Source organism: Burkholderia orbicola, from assembly GCF_900100915.1.
GTDB classification, from domain to species: Bacteria; Pseudomonadota; Gammaproteobacteria; order Burkholderiales; family Burkholderiaceae; genus Burkholderia; species Burkholderia orbicola.
The window spans coordinates 431,863-445,069 of sequence record NZ_FNKW01000002.1; the positions used below are offsets into that span (position 1 = coordinate 431,863).

Consider the following 13,207-nt stretch of genomic DNA (forward strand, 5'->3'; position numbering starts at 1 on the left):
CGCCGCCGCATCAATGCAGCGCGTCGCCGGTCGCCGCGTCGCGCAGCGCCACCGCTGCGGCGCCCGACTGCCACGCGATCAGCGCCTGTTCGGCCTGCGCGAACGCGCGGCGCAGCGTATCGTCCACGTCGGCGCCGACGCACGGCGGCAGCGACCTGGGCGCCGCGTCGCGCATCGACAGGTCGAGCCGCACGTCGTAGAGGCGCGCGCCGTCGGCCACCGGGCGTGCTTCGATCGCGAGATGGCAGCCGTCGAGCAACGCGCGAAACCGTTCGAGCCGCACCAGTTGCGCGCCGGCTTCGGCCTCGACCGCTGCCGAACCCGTGAATCCGAGGCAGGCGATCTGCATGCCCACGCCCATGTCGTGTCTCCTGACGGGGCCGCCCGCTCGTCGACCGCCTTGCCTGTGCCGGCCGCTTCATGATGAGGCGGCACGTGTTTTCCGTGGCGCGGCGCGCCTTGCCCGATCGCTGCCGGCCGATAGTCTGCCCGCGCCCGGCTGGCGCGGGACCGTTCATACGTTGAAGGTCTGCGACGCCTTCATCTCGATCCACGTCATGCCGGCCCGCAGCCCTTCGATCATCGCCTCGCGCTCCGTCGGATACGCGTGGCTGTGCTCGAACGTATGATGAAACCGCGCGGCGCCGGCGCCGTGCTCGACCGACACGCGGCAGCGGAACTCACCCGATTCGCACGGGCGCGTCTCCACTTCGACCGACCAGTCGCGTTCGTGAATGTTGCCCTGCAGTGTCATGCGCCCTCCTGCGGTATCAGTCTCCGAGCCGGAAGTGCCCGCTGTGCAGCAGCACCGGCCGGCCGCCGATTTCCTCGAGCATGCGCCGTGCCATCGCCTCGATGGCCGACCGGTGCGCATCGAATGCGCTCAGCAGATCGCGCTCGAGCAGCGACCGCGCGCCGAAATGATCTTCCAGCGCCTCGGCCGTGACCGCGCACTGGACGCAATGGCCGTCGACCAGCGCCGAAAACGCGACGACCAGGTCGCGCGCGCAGTATTCCGGCGGTTCGGACGGGAAAACAATGTGCATCTGTCGGCCTGTCATCGTCGTGATGGCTCCATGACGAGAGCATAGTGGCGCGCGCGGCCGCGCGCTTGACCCACGTCAACCGGTTCGCCGCACCGCACGATCACGGTGCGGCTCCCCGCCGCCGCTTCAGCCGGCGTCGGGCTCGATCGCCGCGCCGCGCTCCGCGAGCAGCTCGCGCAACACGCTGCGGTGGCAATGGCGTTCGTCGTCGCAGTAGCAGCCGATCGACAGCGCGGTGGTCGCCGACAGCGCGGCCAGCAGATCCAGCACCTTCGCCGGATCGCCGTGCGCCATCTCCGCGCGGAAGTGGCGCTTGAACGCCTTCCATTCCGCATCGGTTGCGGCGGCCTGCGCCTGTGCGACGAGTTCGGGGCTCGGCGACAGCGTCGGCAACCATACATCATAGTAGTTGCGCGACGCGAATTCCGCCTTCGGCACGCCGCGCGGCGGCCGCCGCACCGTGCCGATCCGCAGGCCTTCGCCGGCCGCGCGCGGCGTGCCGAGCTGGATGATCCGGATGCCCATGTCGCTCCTTTATTCCTCTGCGTTGCATGCGATCCCGTGATCGTACCGCCGCGCCTGCCGGTGCGTCAGCCGGGTAGCGCACAAGACGTGCCGCCCAACAAAAAACCGGCTGTTCCCGCGACGGGAAACAGCCGGTTCTTAACCGTTGCGCGCCGAAACGCGCCGCGCTCAGACGCCGCTCTTCAGCACCTTGCCGATCGCGTCCGCGACGATGCCGACGTTCGAGTCGTTCAGGCCCGCCACGCACATCCGGCCCGAACGCAGGATGTACACGCCGTGCACCTCGCGCAGCGCGTCGACCTGCGATTCGGTCAGGCCCGTGTACGTGAACATCCCGCGCTGCTTCACGTAGCGCGTGAGCGCTTCGCCGCTCACGTGGTCGCGCAGGCCGTCGTGGATCGACTGGCGCATCCGCGCGATGCGGCGGCACATCGCCGACAGCTCCTCTTCCCACTGCTTGCGCAGCGCCGGCGTGCCGAGCACGGTTGCGACGACCTTCGCGCCGTAGGTCTGCGGGTTGCTGTAGTTCGAGCGCACCGCGCCGGCCAGCTGGCCGAGCACGCGATCGGCCGCGGCCGCGTCTTCGCAGACGACGCTCAGGCCACCCACGCGCTCGCCGTACAGCGAGAAGTTCTTCGAGAACGAGTTCGCGACGAGCGTCGGCACGCCGCGGCGGGCCAGCTCGCGCACCGCGAACGCGTCCGCGTCGAGGCCCGCGCCGAAACCCTGGTACGCCATGTCGACGAACGGCAGCAGCCCGCGCGCCTCGATCACGTCGATCAGCTTCTCCCACTGGCCTTCGTCGAGATCGACGCCGGTCGGGTTATGGCAGCACGCGTGCAGCAGCACGATGCTGCGCGCCGGCAGCGCGTCGATCGCCGCGAGCATCGCGTCGAACTTCAGGCCGCCCGTCGCCGCGTCATAGTACGGATACGTGTTCACCGTGAAGCCGGCGCGCTCGAAGATGAAGCGATGGTTTTCCCAGCTCGGATCGCTCAGCCACACCTGCGAATCCGGGAAATAGCGCTTCAGGAAATCGGCGCCGACCTTCAGCGCGCCCGAGCCGCCGAGCGTCTGCAGCGTCGCGATGCGGCCGGCCGCGCGGGCCGGGTGATCGGCGCCGAACACCAGCGCTTGCACGGCGTCGCGATAGGCGGCCAGGCCGACCATCGGCAGGTACGGCTTCGGGCCGCTGTCGCGCTGCAGCGCGGTTTCGGCTTCGCGCACGGCGCCCATCACCGGAATCCGGCCTTCGGCGTCGAAATAGATCCCGATGCTCAGGTTGACCTTCTGGTCGCGCGGATCTTTCTGGAAGTTCTCGTTGAGCGTCAGGATCGGGTCGCCCGGATACGCGTCGATGTGTTCGAACATGGCTTGAGTCGGTCTCGTTTGGAAGAAGGGTCGGTCGTGGCCTGCATCAGCGTGCGGAGGCGCCGTCGTGCACCGCAAAGCCGGCATTCTTCTGACGGAAGCGATACCCGATCGCGAGCACCGCGAGCCATACCGGGATCAGGTACACCGACAGGCGGAGATCCGGCGTCAGGTACATCACGACGAGAATGCCGGCCATGAATGCCAGGCACAGGTAATTCGTGAAAGGATAGCCCAGACTGCGGAAGGAAGTCTCCTCCCCTGCAGCACGCTTGGCCTGGCGGAACTTCAGGTGGATCAGGGTGATCATCGCCCAGTTGATGATCAGCGCCGATACGACGAGGCCCATCAGCACCTCGAACGCCTTGCCCGGCATGAAGTAGTTGACCAGCACGCATACGCCGGTCGCGAGCGCCGACGCGCCGAGCGCGGCAAGCGGGATGCCGCGCTTGTTCACCGAGCACAGCACCTTCGGCGCGTTGCCCTGCTGCGCGAGGCCGAACAGCATGCGGCTGTTGCTGTACACGCCGCTGTTGTAGACCGACAGCGCGGCCGTCAGCACGACGACGTTCAGCACGTTCGCGACCAGGTTGCTGCTCAGCGCGTGGAAGATCAGCACGAACGGGCTGCCGCCGGTGACGACCTTCTCCCACGGATACAGCGACAGCAGCACGGCCAGCGCGCCGATGTAGAAAATCAGGATGCGGTAGATGACCTGGTTGGTCGCGCGCGGAATGCTGCGCTTCGGATCGTCGGCCTCGGCCGCGGTGATGCCGATCAGCTCCAGCCCGCCGAACGAGAACATGATCGCGGCCATCGACATCACGAGCCCCGACACGCCGTTCGGGAAGAAACCGCCGTGCTGCCACAGGTTCGCGATGCTCGCTTCAGGCCCCGCATGGCCGCTCGCGAGCAGCCAGCCGCCGAAGCCGATCATCCCGACGATCGCGGCGACCTTGATGATCGAGAACCAGAATTCCGTCTCGCCGTACGATTTCACGCTCGCCAGGTTCAGCAGGTTGATCGCGACGAAGAACACGAGCGCCGACACCCAGGTCGGCACGCCCGGCCACCAGTACTGCACGTAGATCCCGACGGCCGACAGTTCGGCCATGCTGACGAGGATGTACAGCACCCAGTAGTTCCAGCCGGACAGGAAACCGGTGAAGTGGCCGACGTATTTGTCGGCGAAGTAGCTGAACGAGCCCGCGACGGGCTCGTCGACGACCATCTCGCCGAGCTGGCGCATGATGAAGAACGCAACGATGCCGGCCACCGCATAGCCGAGCAGCACGGACGGGCCGGCCATCTTGATCGTCTGCGCGATGCCGAGGAACAGCCCCGTGCCGAGCGCGCCGCCGAGCGCAATCAGCTGGATGTGCCGGTTCTTCAGCCCGCGCTTCAGGCCGTCGCTCTCGTTTCCAGAAACCATGTCTTCTCCACTCTGTCCGCCTCCGCCTGCGGCGGGGTGCGGCGCGCCTCGGTGTGCCGGGCGCTGTTTTTACTGTGCCGGCGGCCGTTCGTGGGGGCGCCGGGTTGGGGACTGCAATCTTCGCGTGGTGGCGGCACCGATTCGCGTCGGCGTGCCGGCCTGATTGGCCGCCGACTCGTCCGCCCCCGCCGCATTGCTGCGGCCGCACACGAAAATCCGGCGTCAGTTTAGCGTCGCGACGGCGAAATCGGGTTGCGTAACCCGCTCATGCAAACCCTACATTATGAGATAAGATTGCATCCAGGAGACAGATGAGGAAACAAAAATGCCTGAACCGGTTCTCGATCGCATCGATCGCCACTTGCTGTCGGTGTTGCAGGAGAACGGCCGCGCGTCGAACCTCGACCTGGCGAAGGCCGTCGGCCTGTCGCCCGCGCAGACGCTGCGGCGCCACCGGCGGCTGGAGGAAATCGGCGCGATCCGCCGTTACGAAACGCGGCTGTGCCCCGATACGCTCGGCTTCGGCGTCACCGCGTTCGTGCACGTGACGATGGAGCGCGGGCATATCCGCGATTTGTCGAAGTTCCAGAAGCTCGTGTCGGATCTCGCGCAGATCCAGGAATGCTTCTCGGTGACGGGCGATATCGACTACGTGCTGAAAGTCGTCGCGCACGACCTGAAGGGGCTGTCGACGTTCCTGCTCGAAACGCTGATGCGCATTCCCGGCGTGAGCGGCGTGCATTCGAGCGTGTGCCTCGACGAGATCAAGTGTACGAGTGCGATGCCGGTGGAAAGCTGATCCATCTGGCGCGCCGGGCTGATGCGTTTACCGCACCGCCTCGAACGCACTGATCAACAACGCGCCCGCCGCAATCACCGCGCACCCGGCCGCGCGGCGCGGCGTCAGCCGCTCGCCGAGATACACACGCGCGATCAACGCCGCGAACACCACGCTCGTCTCCCTCAGCGCCGACACCGGGCCCATCGGCGCGCGGTCCATCGCCCAGATCACGATGCCGTACGCGAGTGCCGCGAACACGCCGCCGCAGGCGGCCTTCGCCGTCTCGCCGGCATTTTGCGTCAGCCGCAACGGCCCCGCCCGCAGCCGGTAGTACATGGCCATCAGCGCGCCGGTCAGCACGAACATCCACGCGGTATAGCCGACCGTGCTGCCGCTCTCGCGCACACCGATCCCGTCGACCACGCTGTACGCCGCGATCGACACGCCGGTCGCGAACGCGGTTGGCAGCACCTGCGTCATCCGGTGTTTCGCGCCGCGCCCGCGCTCCAGCCCGATCGCCATGATGCCCGCGCAGATCAGCACGAGCCCGCCTTGCGCGCCGACGTTCAGGCGCTCGCCCGCGAACGCCGCCGCGCCGAGCGCGACGAGCAGCGGCGCGGTGCCGCGCGCGACCGGGTACGCGACGCTCAGGTCGCCGTGCTCGTACGCGCGGACGAGCAGCAGCGTATAGACGACGTGGAGCACGGCCGACGCGACGACGCAGAGCCAGCTCGATGGCGTGATCGGCGCGGCAGCCGGCAGGAACAGCAGCGCGAACAGCCCGATCGCGATCTGCAGCACCGTGGCCGAGCGCAGCCGGTCGCCGCTGCTGCGCACCAGCGCATTCCATGACGCGTGCAGGAACGCCGCGCACAGAACGGCAAACAGAACGGGGATCGGCACGCTCAACACTCCCAGACGGTCGGAAGCCGCGCGGTGCGCGGCAGGCGTTCATCCTATGAATGCGTCACCGAATTGTCAAAAAAGCGACGCACGACGCCCCGTAAAAGATCGGCCGGTTGCTCCCCGCCGCCCGCCCGGCATCGCTTGCGCCGCAAGCGACCCGCACGCCGCGACATGTGACGCGGAGGTTGCTAGCGGTCCGCCCCTTTCCGTTCTCTTTCGCATCGCGCCGCGCCGTAATGAAACCGATACCGGAGCGCAACCCTCGCGAAAACACTCCGTCCCCATATCTTCATACGCGGCTGTTCCAATGCGCGTGCTCCCTCACGAGCTCCGCGCCGAACCGACACGGCGACGGGGCCGTTCTCCACCATCGAAGGCCTTACCCTGGAGTTTTCCGATGTTCCGTCAAGCCTTGCTTGTCACCGCCTGCGCCGGCGCCACGCTTGCGCTGTTCGCCTGCGGCGGCAGCGACGATTCCACGCCGGCGCCCGTCGTCTCGTCGCAGGATGCGCTGCAGACCGCCACGCCGATCAAGCACGTCGTCGTGATCTACGGCGAAAACATCTCGTTCGACCACTACTTCGGCACCTACCCGAACGCGACGAACCCGTCGGGCGAACCGGCGTTCACCGCCAAATCCGGCACGCCGACGCCGAACGGCCTGACGGGCACGCTGCTCACCGCGAACCCGAACTTCACGAACACGGCCAACGGCACCGACGCGGCGAACCCGTTCCGCCTCGACCGCACGCAGGCCGCGACCGCCGACCAGAACCACGCGTACACGGCCGAACAGCAGGCCGAGGACAACGGTCTCGCCGACCTGTTCCCGAAGTACACGGGCAAGGGCTCGTCCGGCGGTGCCGGCGCGTTCGGCACGAAGGGCCAGGTGATGGGCTACTTCGACGGCAACACGGTGACCGCGCTGTGGAACTACGCGCAGCGCTTCGCGATGAGCGACAACACGTTTACGACGGGCTACGGGCCGTCGACGCCGGGTGCGCTGAACGTCGTCGCCGGGCAGACCAACGGGATGCAGATCGTCAAGACGTCGAAGCAGCCGTCGACGCTCGCCGCCAGCTCGTACTACATCAATGACGGCCAGGGCGGCCTCACGATGATCAACGACGTCGATCCGGGCTTCGACGTGTGTTCGAGCACGACCGACCAGGCGATGATGACCGGCAAGAACATCGGCGACCTGCTGAATGCCGCGAAAATCACGTGGGGCGGCTTCATGGGCGGCTTCAACCTGTCGACGACGAACGGCAACGGCACGACGGGCTGCGCGCGCAGCACGGTCGCTACCGCCGTGAACGCCGCGACGGCCGACTACATCCCGCACCACAACTGGTTCCAGTACTACGCGTCGACCGCGAACCCGCAACACACGCGCCCGAGCTCGATCGCGGCGATCGGCTCGAGCGTCCAGACCGACGGCAAGACGGCCGAACCGGCGAACCACCAGTACGACACGGACGACTTCTTCGCCGCCGTGAAGGCCGGCAACTTCCCGTCGGTCAGCTACCTGAAGGCGCCGGCCGCGCAGGACGGGCATGCGGGCTATTCGGATCCGCTCGACGAGCAGGCGTTCGTGACGAAGGTCGTCAACTTCCTGCAGCAGCAGCCGGACTGGCAGAACACGGCCGTGATCGTCACCTATGACGACTCGGACGGCTGGTACGACCACGTGTACACGGCGCCGACGCACGCATCGTCAGACCCGGTCGACCAGCTCAACGGCGCCGGCAAGTGCGGCACGGGCGGCACCACCGGCGTGAACGGCGCGACCGTGAACGGCCGCTGCGGCCCGGGCGTGCGTATTCCGCTCGTCGTGATCTCGCCGTATGCGAAGCAGAACTACGTCGATCACACGATGCTCGACCAGTCGTCCGTCGTGCGCTTCATCGAGGACAACTGGCTCGGCGGCCAGCGGATCGGCGGCGGTTCGTTCGATGCGACGGCGGGCGACCTGCGCAACCTGTTCGACTTCACGTCGAAGCCGAATACGACGCCGCTGTATCTCGACCCGACGCTCGGCACCGCGTTGAGCGCGGCCCCGGCGATCTGACCGTCGCGGCCTGACCGCATGGCCGGCGCATCACGCGCCGGCCGTTTCCATTTAACGCGTCGCTTCGTGCGATGCCCGATTTTCGACCGACAGCATGACAGCTCGCCCCGCCTTTCCGTCCCCCGACGCCTCCGGCACGCCCGCGCCGCGCGCCCCTTCCCGCCTGCTGCGCCGCGTGGCGTTCGTGCTAGGCGCGGCCGTGATCGGCTATGGCGCGTTCGCGATCGCGTTTCCCGCCCGGGTGCCGGCGGCGATCGGCACCGTGGTCGCCGACTGGACCGGCGCGAATCCGCATCCGGTCGTGCTGCAGCGGCCCGCCGCGCAGCCGCTGTCGGCGGTCGCGCAGCTCGGGCGCGCGCTGTTCCACGATCCGTCGCTGTCCGCATCGGGCAAGCAGTCGTGCGCGTCGTGCCACAGCCCCGATCACGCGTATGGCCCACCGAATGCGCTCGACGTGCAACCGGGCGGCCTCGCGATGACGCAGCAGGGCTATCGTCCGCCGCCGTCGCTGATGTACCTGTACCGCCAGCCGAATTTCAGCATCGGCCCCGATGCCGGTGAAAACGACGCGGCGCCGAGCGTCGCGCAACAGGCTACGGCGGCGGCCGGCGTCGTCAAGGCGCAGAAGGTGGCCGGCACGTCGGCCGCGCCGCAGCTCGTGCCGCAAGGCGGGATGTTCTGGGACGGCCGCGCCGATACGCTGCAGCAACAGGCGTTCGGCCCGCTGCTGAATCCGGTCGAGATGGCGAATGCGAGCGTCGACGACGTCGCACGCAAGCTCGCGCAGTCGTCGCATCGCGCGCAATTCGAGCAGTTGTTCGGCGCGCGCGTGTTCTCCACGCCGCAGCTCGCGGTGTCGGAAGCGATGTTCGCGATCGCGCGCTATCAGGTCGAGGATCCGTCGTTCCATCCGTACGACAGCAAGTACGACCGCTGGCTCGAAGGCCGCGCGCGCCTCACGCAGGCCGAACTGCGCGGGCTGCGCCTGTTCAACGATCCGGACAAGGCGAATTGCGCGGGCTGCCACCTGTCGAAACCCGGCAAGGACGGGCTGCCGCCGATGTTTACCGATTACCAGTACGAGGCGCTCGGCGCGCCGCGCAACCGGGCGCTCGCGCAGAACCGCAACCCGGCGTTCTACGATCTCGGCGTGTGCGGGCCGTTCCGCGACGACCTGAAGGACCAGACGCAGTATTGCGGGATGTTCCTGACGCCGACGCTGCGTAATTCGGCGACACGCCACGTGTTCTTCCACAACGGCGTATTCCACACGCTCGACCAGGTCATGGCGTTCTACAACGAGCGCAGCATCTCGCCGCAGAAGTTCTATTCGCGCGGCGCGGACGGCAAGGTCGACGAATACGACGACATTCCGCCGAAATATCGCGCGAACGTCGACGTGACCGATGCGCCGTTCGATCGCAAGCCGGGCGACAAACCCGCGATGACGGCGCAGGACATCAAGGATATCGAAGCGTTCCTCGGCACGCTGACGGATGCCCCGGCGCAGCACTGAGCGCCGGCCGGGCGCCGCGCCGGATCAGCAGCGCGCGCGGATGCACAGGAAGGCCGGCGCCAGCGACAGCTCCGCATGGAGCCGTTCGGATACGGCTTTCATCTCCGGCAGCGGCATCGGCTCGACGAAGCGCTCGAACCGCCAGCCGCCGTCGGCGACCGCGTTCAGGATGTCGGCGAGCGGCCGCCGCCACGCTTCGACGTACGGCTTCGGCTCGCCGAACCCCGACCAGTGGAAACCGAAGCGGGACGTGTCGAAATACGTACCGTCGCCGCGCGTGCGTTCGTCCATCCAGTCGCGCATCGGATGCGCCATCGAGAACACCAGCGTTCCGCCCGGCCGCGCGACGCGCCGGAATTCGCGCAGCGTCGGTGCGAGATCGCGCACGTAGTCGAGCGCGAGCGAGCACAGCACCTTGTCGACCAACGCGTCGGGCAGCCACGCGAGCGGCGCCTCCAGGTCGCCTTCCCTGACGTCGACCGGCAGGCCCGCGCAACGCGTCCTTGCGAGCGCAACCATCTCCGGCGTCACGTCGAACGCCTGCACGGTCGCGCCGTGACCGGCGAGATGCGCACTGCAGATGCCGGGCCCGCAGCCGGCGTCGAGCACCGTCAGGCCCGCGACGTCGCCGAGCAGCGCCATGGATGCCGGCCGCTCGTAGAGCGCGTTGTGCGCCTTCGTCGGCGCGAGGTCCGCATAGCGTTGCGCGAAGCTCGCGTAAGCGCGGCGGCCGGGCGATTCGTTCGGTTCGGTCATGCGGTATCCGTCGGTCGAAACTGGGCAGGCCGATTCTGCCCGATCGGACGACGGATGGCGACTGCCGTCACAGGTAGGTCAGGACAGGCTGTCGAGCAACCGATACCACGCGACCCCGGCCGCGATATAGAAGCGCTGCAGCCCGTGCAACGGAATGGGCCGGATCGGCGTGACGCGGAACGGCAGCGGCAATTGCGCATCGCCCGACAGATGCGCGGCCAGATGCTTGCCGAGCGTCGTCGCCATCGCGATGCCGCGGCCGTTGTAGCCGAGCGCGATCGTCATGCCCGGCGCGGGCTCGTGCACGTGCGGCAGGAAATCCGCGGTGATCGCGACGCGCCCCGCCCAGCGGTATTCGAACCGGACGCCCTTCAGTTGCGGATACAGCAGCGTCGTCGCGCGTTCGAGATGGCGCCAGTCGCTCGGCGCGCGCGGTTCGGCGAACGGGCCGCGGCCGCCCATCAGCAGGCGGCCGGCCGCGTCACGGCGAAAGTACAGCAGCAGACGCCGCGCATCCGATGCGACCTCGCCGCCGGCGAGGATGTCGCGGCCGAGCGCCGGCGCGAGCGGCTCCGTCGCGACGATGAAACTGTTCGCGGCGATCACCGACTGGCGCAAGCCGGGCCACAGCCCGTCCGTGTAGCCGTTGGTCGCGATCACGACGCGCTCGGCCGACAGCGTCGCGCCGCCCGACGTCGCGACCCGCCAGCGGCCGTCGGCACGTGTCAGCCCGACGGCGCGGGTCGACCCGTGCACGACCGCCCCCCTGGCCTGAGCTGCCCGCACGAGACCGCGCGTATAGCTGAGCGGCTGCACGCTGCCCGCGCGGCGATCGATCCAGCCGCCCGCATACGCTGGGGTACCGAGCCGTCGCGCGACGTCGTCTCGGCCGAGCACGTCGACCGGCGCACCGCGCGCCGCCCATTGCTGCGCACGGCGTGCAACCGTGTCGAGCATCGCGGCGGTCGGCGCGGGTTGAATCCAGCCCTCGCGACGTGCATCGCAGTCGATTCCGTGCCGCGCGATCAGGTCGAACACGGTATCGGCCGCGCCGCCGACGATGCCGGCAAGCCGCTCGCCGGTCTCGTCGCCGAACCGGCGGACCAGCTCGTCGGGGTCGTATTTCAGCCCGGGAATCACTTGCCCGCCGTTGCGGCCCGATGCGCCCCAGCCCGGCTGCGCGCCATCGATCACGCGGACGTTCACGCCACGTTCGGCCAGATGCAGTGCGGTCGACAGGCCCGTGAAGCCGGCGCCGACGATCGCCACGTCGCACGACACCGATGCGTCGAGCGCGGGCGTATCGGGTGCCGGCGCGGCGGTCGCCGCCCACAGCGAATCCGGCCACTCGTCGGGCCGTCCGGGTGCCGCATTCGTTGCGCTCATGTTCGATCCGGGTGGTCGGCGCCGTCCGACGCCAGCAGGCGACGCAGGAATTCCTGCGTGCGGGGATGGCTCGGCTGCGTCAGCACGGCGCGCGCCGGCCCGCTTTCGCAGATTGTGCCGTCGTGCAGGAAGCACACGCGATCGGCCACCTCGCGGGCGAATGCCATTTCGTGCGTGACGACCACCATGGTCATCCCGTCGCGGGCCAGCCCGCGCATCACGCCCAGCACTTCGCCGACGAGTTCGGGGTCGAGCGCCGACGTCGGCTCGTCGAACAGGATCGCCTGCGGCTCCATCGCGAGCGCGCGTGCGATCGCGACGCGCTGCTGCTGCCCGCCCGACAGCTCGGACGGATACGCATTCATCCGGTGCGCGAGGCCGACCTTGTCGAGCAGCGCGCGGGCCTGTTCGCGCGCCTGCGCGGCCGGCACGCGCCGCACGTGCACCGGCCCTTCCATCACGTTCTCGAGCGCCGTGCGGTGCGCGAACAGATTGAAGCGCTGGAACACCATGCCGACCCGCATCCGCAGCTCGTGAATCCGCTTCGAATGCGCGTCGACCTTCACGCCGTCGATCGTGATCGACCCTTCGTCGTAGGTCTCGAAGCCGTTGATACAGCGCAGCACGGTCGACTTGCCGGAACCGGACGGCCCGATCAGGCACACGACTTCACCCTGCTGTACGTCGAGGCTCACGCCCTTCAGCACCGCGTGCTGCTGAAACCGTTTATGGATGGAATCGATCCGGATCATGCGCCCCTCCTCAGTGCGAGCCGCTTGCCGAGCCGGTTCACCGCGAACATCAGCGGCAGGCCGAGCGCGAGATACAGCAGCGCGACGAGCGTGTAGACGCTCATGTTCTGGAACGTCGACGATGCGATCAGCTGGCCGGCGCGCGTGATTTCCGCGACCGTGATCGTCGACGCGACCGACGAATCCTTCAGCAGCATCACCAGCGTGTTGCCGTACGGCGGCAGCGCGATGCGGAACGCCTGCGGCAGCACCACGCGCCGCATGATCATCGGGCCGCGCATGCCGATCGCGTGCGCGGCTTCGATCTGGCCGCGGTCGATCGCCTCGATGCCGGCGCGGAAGTTCTCGGCCTGATACGCCGAATACGCGATGCCGAGGCCGAGCACGCCGGCCTGGAACGCCGATAGCTGCACGCCGAGATCGGGCAGCACGAAGTACATGTAGAACAACTGCACGATGATCGGCAGCCCGCGGATTACGTTGATGATCGTGCTGCCGGCCGTCGCGACGGCACGATTGCGCGACACCTTCAACAGCGCGAGGATCAGCCCGAGCACCGAGCTGAGCACGAACGCGCATGCGGTGATCTCGATCGTGACCACCGCGCCCTTCAGCAGAATCGGCAGGAAATCGATCGCGTTCTGGAAAAACATGAGGTCTCCTAT

General features: G+C 68.1%; 14 protein-coding genes. 3 read left to right on the forward strand and 11 right to left on the reverse strand.

Annotated elements, in window-relative coordinates:
* Positions 1-10: 10 nt before the first annotated feature.
* The 6 genes from BLS50_RS18825 to BLS50_RS18850 form a co-directional block, all read right to left on the reverse strand.
* The gene (locus BLS50_RS18825) at positions 11-361 is read right to left on the reverse strand and encodes a hypothetical protein (RefSeq protein WP_053524450.1); all 351 of its coding nucleotides are present in this window, start codon (positions 359-361) and stop codon (positions 11-13) included.
* 153 nt (positions 362-514) lie between these two features.
* A complete protein-coding gene (locus tag BLS50_RS18830; RefSeq protein WP_006479066.1) occupies positions 515-754 on the reverse strand; it encodes a hypothetical protein in 240 nt (79 codons plus the stop codon).
* Positions 755-770: 16 nt separating this feature from the next.
* Positions 771-1,061, reverse strand: coding sequence for a DUF1488 family protein (locus BLS50_RS18835; RefSeq protein WP_006479067.1), 291 nt, complete (start codon positions 1,059-1,061; stop codon positions 771-773).
* 111 nt (positions 1,062-1,172) lie between these two features.
* Positions 1,173-1,571 carry a DUF488 domain-containing protein gene (locus BLS50_RS18840; RefSeq protein ID WP_053524449.1) on the reverse strand — a complete coding sequence of 133 codons (399 nt, stop codon included), beginning with the start codon at positions 1,569-1,571 and terminating at the stop codon, positions 1,173-1,175.
* A gap of 168 nt (positions 1,572-1,739) precedes the next feature.
* Positions 1,740-2,942 carry an amino acid aminotransferase gene (locus tag BLS50_RS18845; RefSeq protein WP_074803398.1) on the reverse strand — a complete coding sequence of 401 codons (1,203 nt, stop codon included), beginning with the start codon at positions 2,940-2,942 and terminating at the stop codon, positions 1,740-1,742.
* 46 nt (positions 2,943-2,988) lie between these two features.
* Entirely contained in the window at positions 2,989-4,374 is a 1,386-nt protein-coding gene (locus BLS50_RS18850) for an amino acid permease (RefSeq protein ID WP_023475720.1), read from the reverse strand.
* A gap of 325 nt (positions 4,375-4,699) precedes the next feature.
* Between BLS50_RS18850 and BLS50_RS18855 the strand changes: the two genes are divergently transcribed.
* Positions 4,700-5,173: an Lrp/AsnC family transcriptional regulator gene (locus tag BLS50_RS18855; protein ID WP_006479071.1), complete on the forward strand. Its 474-nt coding sequence runs from the start codon at positions 4,700-4,702 to the stop codon at positions 5,171-5,173.
* 27 nt (positions 5,174-5,200) lie between these two features.
* Here BLS50_RS18855 and BLS50_RS18860 read toward each other — a convergent pair whose 3' ends face one another.
* Complete coding sequence (locus BLS50_RS18860) at positions 5,201-6,058, reverse strand: EamA family transporter (RefSeq protein ID WP_074806513.1); 858 nt, start codon at positions 6,056-6,058, stop codon at positions 5,201-5,203.
* Between the two features lie 400 nt (positions 6,059-6,458).
* On the opposite strand from BLS50_RS18860, the gene BLS50_RS18865 reads away from it, so the two are divergent.
* Both BLS50_RS18865 and BLS50_RS18870 read left to right on the forward strand, forming a co-directional pair.
* Positions 6,459-8,132: a phospholipase C gene (locus BLS50_RS18865; RefSeq protein ID WP_023475717.1), complete on the forward strand. Its 1,674-nt coding sequence runs from the start codon at positions 6,459-6,461 to the stop codon at positions 8,130-8,132.
* Positions 8,133-8,226: 94 nt separating this feature from the next.
* Entirely contained in the window at positions 8,227-9,648 is a 1,422-nt protein-coding gene (locus BLS50_RS18870; RefSeq protein ID WP_074803401.1) for a cytochrome-c peroxidase, read from the forward strand.
* 24 nt (positions 9,649-9,672) lie between these two features.
* Here the strand turns inward: BLS50_RS18870 and BLS50_RS18875 are convergent, their stop codons facing one another.
* The 4 genes from BLS50_RS18875 to BLS50_RS18890 form a co-directional block, all read right to left on the reverse strand.
* Positions 9,673-10,404, reverse strand: a complete 732-nt coding sequence (locus BLS50_RS18875; protein ID WP_074803404.1) for a class I SAM-dependent methyltransferase — start codon at positions 10,402-10,404, stop codon at positions 9,673-9,675.
* Positions 10,405-10,482: 78 nt separating this feature from the next.
* The gene (locus BLS50_RS18880; RefSeq protein ID WP_074803408.1) at positions 10,483-11,790 is read right to left on the reverse strand and encodes an NAD(P)/FAD-dependent oxidoreductase; all 1,308 of its coding nucleotides are present in this window, start codon (positions 11,788-11,790) and stop codon (positions 10,483-10,485) included.
* Positions 11,787-12,542, reverse strand: a complete 756-nt coding sequence (locus BLS50_RS18885; RefSeq protein ID WP_006479077.1) for an amino acid ABC transporter ATP-binding protein — start codon at positions 12,540-12,542, stop codon at positions 11,787-11,789. Before BLS50_RS18885 ends, BLS50_RS18880 begins: the two co-directional genes overlap by 4 nt.
* The gene (locus BLS50_RS18890; protein WP_053524442.1) at positions 12,539-13,195 is read right to left on the reverse strand and encodes an amino acid ABC transporter permease; all 657 of its coding nucleotides are present in this window, start codon (positions 13,193-13,195) and stop codon (positions 12,539-12,541) included. The genes BLS50_RS18885 and BLS50_RS18890 overlap by 4 nt, the downstream gene beginning before the upstream one ends.
* Positions 13,196-13,207 lie beyond the last annotated feature (12 nt).

What these genes read in the sequence shown, in the direction of transcription:
- BLS50_RS18825 (WP_053524450.1), bottom strand. Translation starts at nt 361, where the DNA reads ATGGGCGTGGGCATGCAGATCGCCTGCCTCGGATTCACGGGTTCGGCA.
- BLS50_RS18830 (WP_006479066.1), bottom strand. Translation starts at nt 754, where the DNA reads ATGACACTGCAGGGCAACATTCACGAACGCGACTGGTCGGTCGAAGTG.
- BLS50_RS18835 (WP_006479067.1), bottom strand. Translation starts at nt 1,061, where the DNA reads ATGACAGGCCGACAGATGCACATTGTTTTCCCGTCCGAACCGCCGGAA.
- BLS50_RS18840 (WP_053524449.1), bottom strand. Translation starts at nt 1,571, where the DNA reads ATGGGCATCCGGATCATCCAGCTCGGCACGCCGCGCGCGGCCGGCGAA.
- BLS50_RS18845 (WP_074803398.1), bottom strand. Translation starts at nt 2,942, where the DNA reads ATGTTCGAACACATCGACGCGTATCCGGGCGACCCGATCCTGACGCTC.
- BLS50_RS18850 (WP_023475720.1), bottom strand. Translation starts at nt 4,374, where the DNA reads ATGGTTTCTGGAAACGAGAGCGACGGCCTGAAGCGCGGGCTGAAGAAC.
- BLS50_RS18855 (WP_006479071.1), top strand. Translation starts at nt 4,700, where the DNA reads ATGCCTGAACCGGTTCTCGATCGCATCGATCGCCACTTGCTGTCGGTG.
- BLS50_RS18865 (WP_023475717.1), top strand. Translation starts at nt 6,459, where the DNA reads ATGTTCCGTCAAGCCTTGCTTGTCACCGCCTGCGCCGGCGCCACGCTT.
- BLS50_RS18870 (WP_074803401.1), top strand. Translation starts at nt 8,227, where the DNA reads ATGACAGCTCGCCCCGCCTTTCCGTCCCCCGACGCCTCCGGCACGCCC.
- BLS50_RS18875 (WP_074803404.1), bottom strand. Translation starts at nt 10,404, where the DNA reads ATGACCGAACCGAACGAATCGCCCGGCCGCCGCGCTTACGCGAGCTTC.
- BLS50_RS18880 (WP_074803408.1), bottom strand. Translation starts at nt 11,790, where the DNA reads ATGAGCGCAACGAATGCGGCACCCGGACGGCCCGACGAGTGGCCGGAT.
- BLS50_RS18885 (WP_006479077.1), bottom strand. Translation starts at nt 12,542, where the DNA reads ATGATCCGGATCGATTCCATCCATAAACGGTTTCAGCAGCACGCGGTG.
- BLS50_RS18890 (WP_053524442.1), bottom strand. Translation starts at nt 13,195, where the DNA reads ATGTTTTTCCAGAACGCGATCGATTTCCTGCCGATTCTGCTGAAGGGC.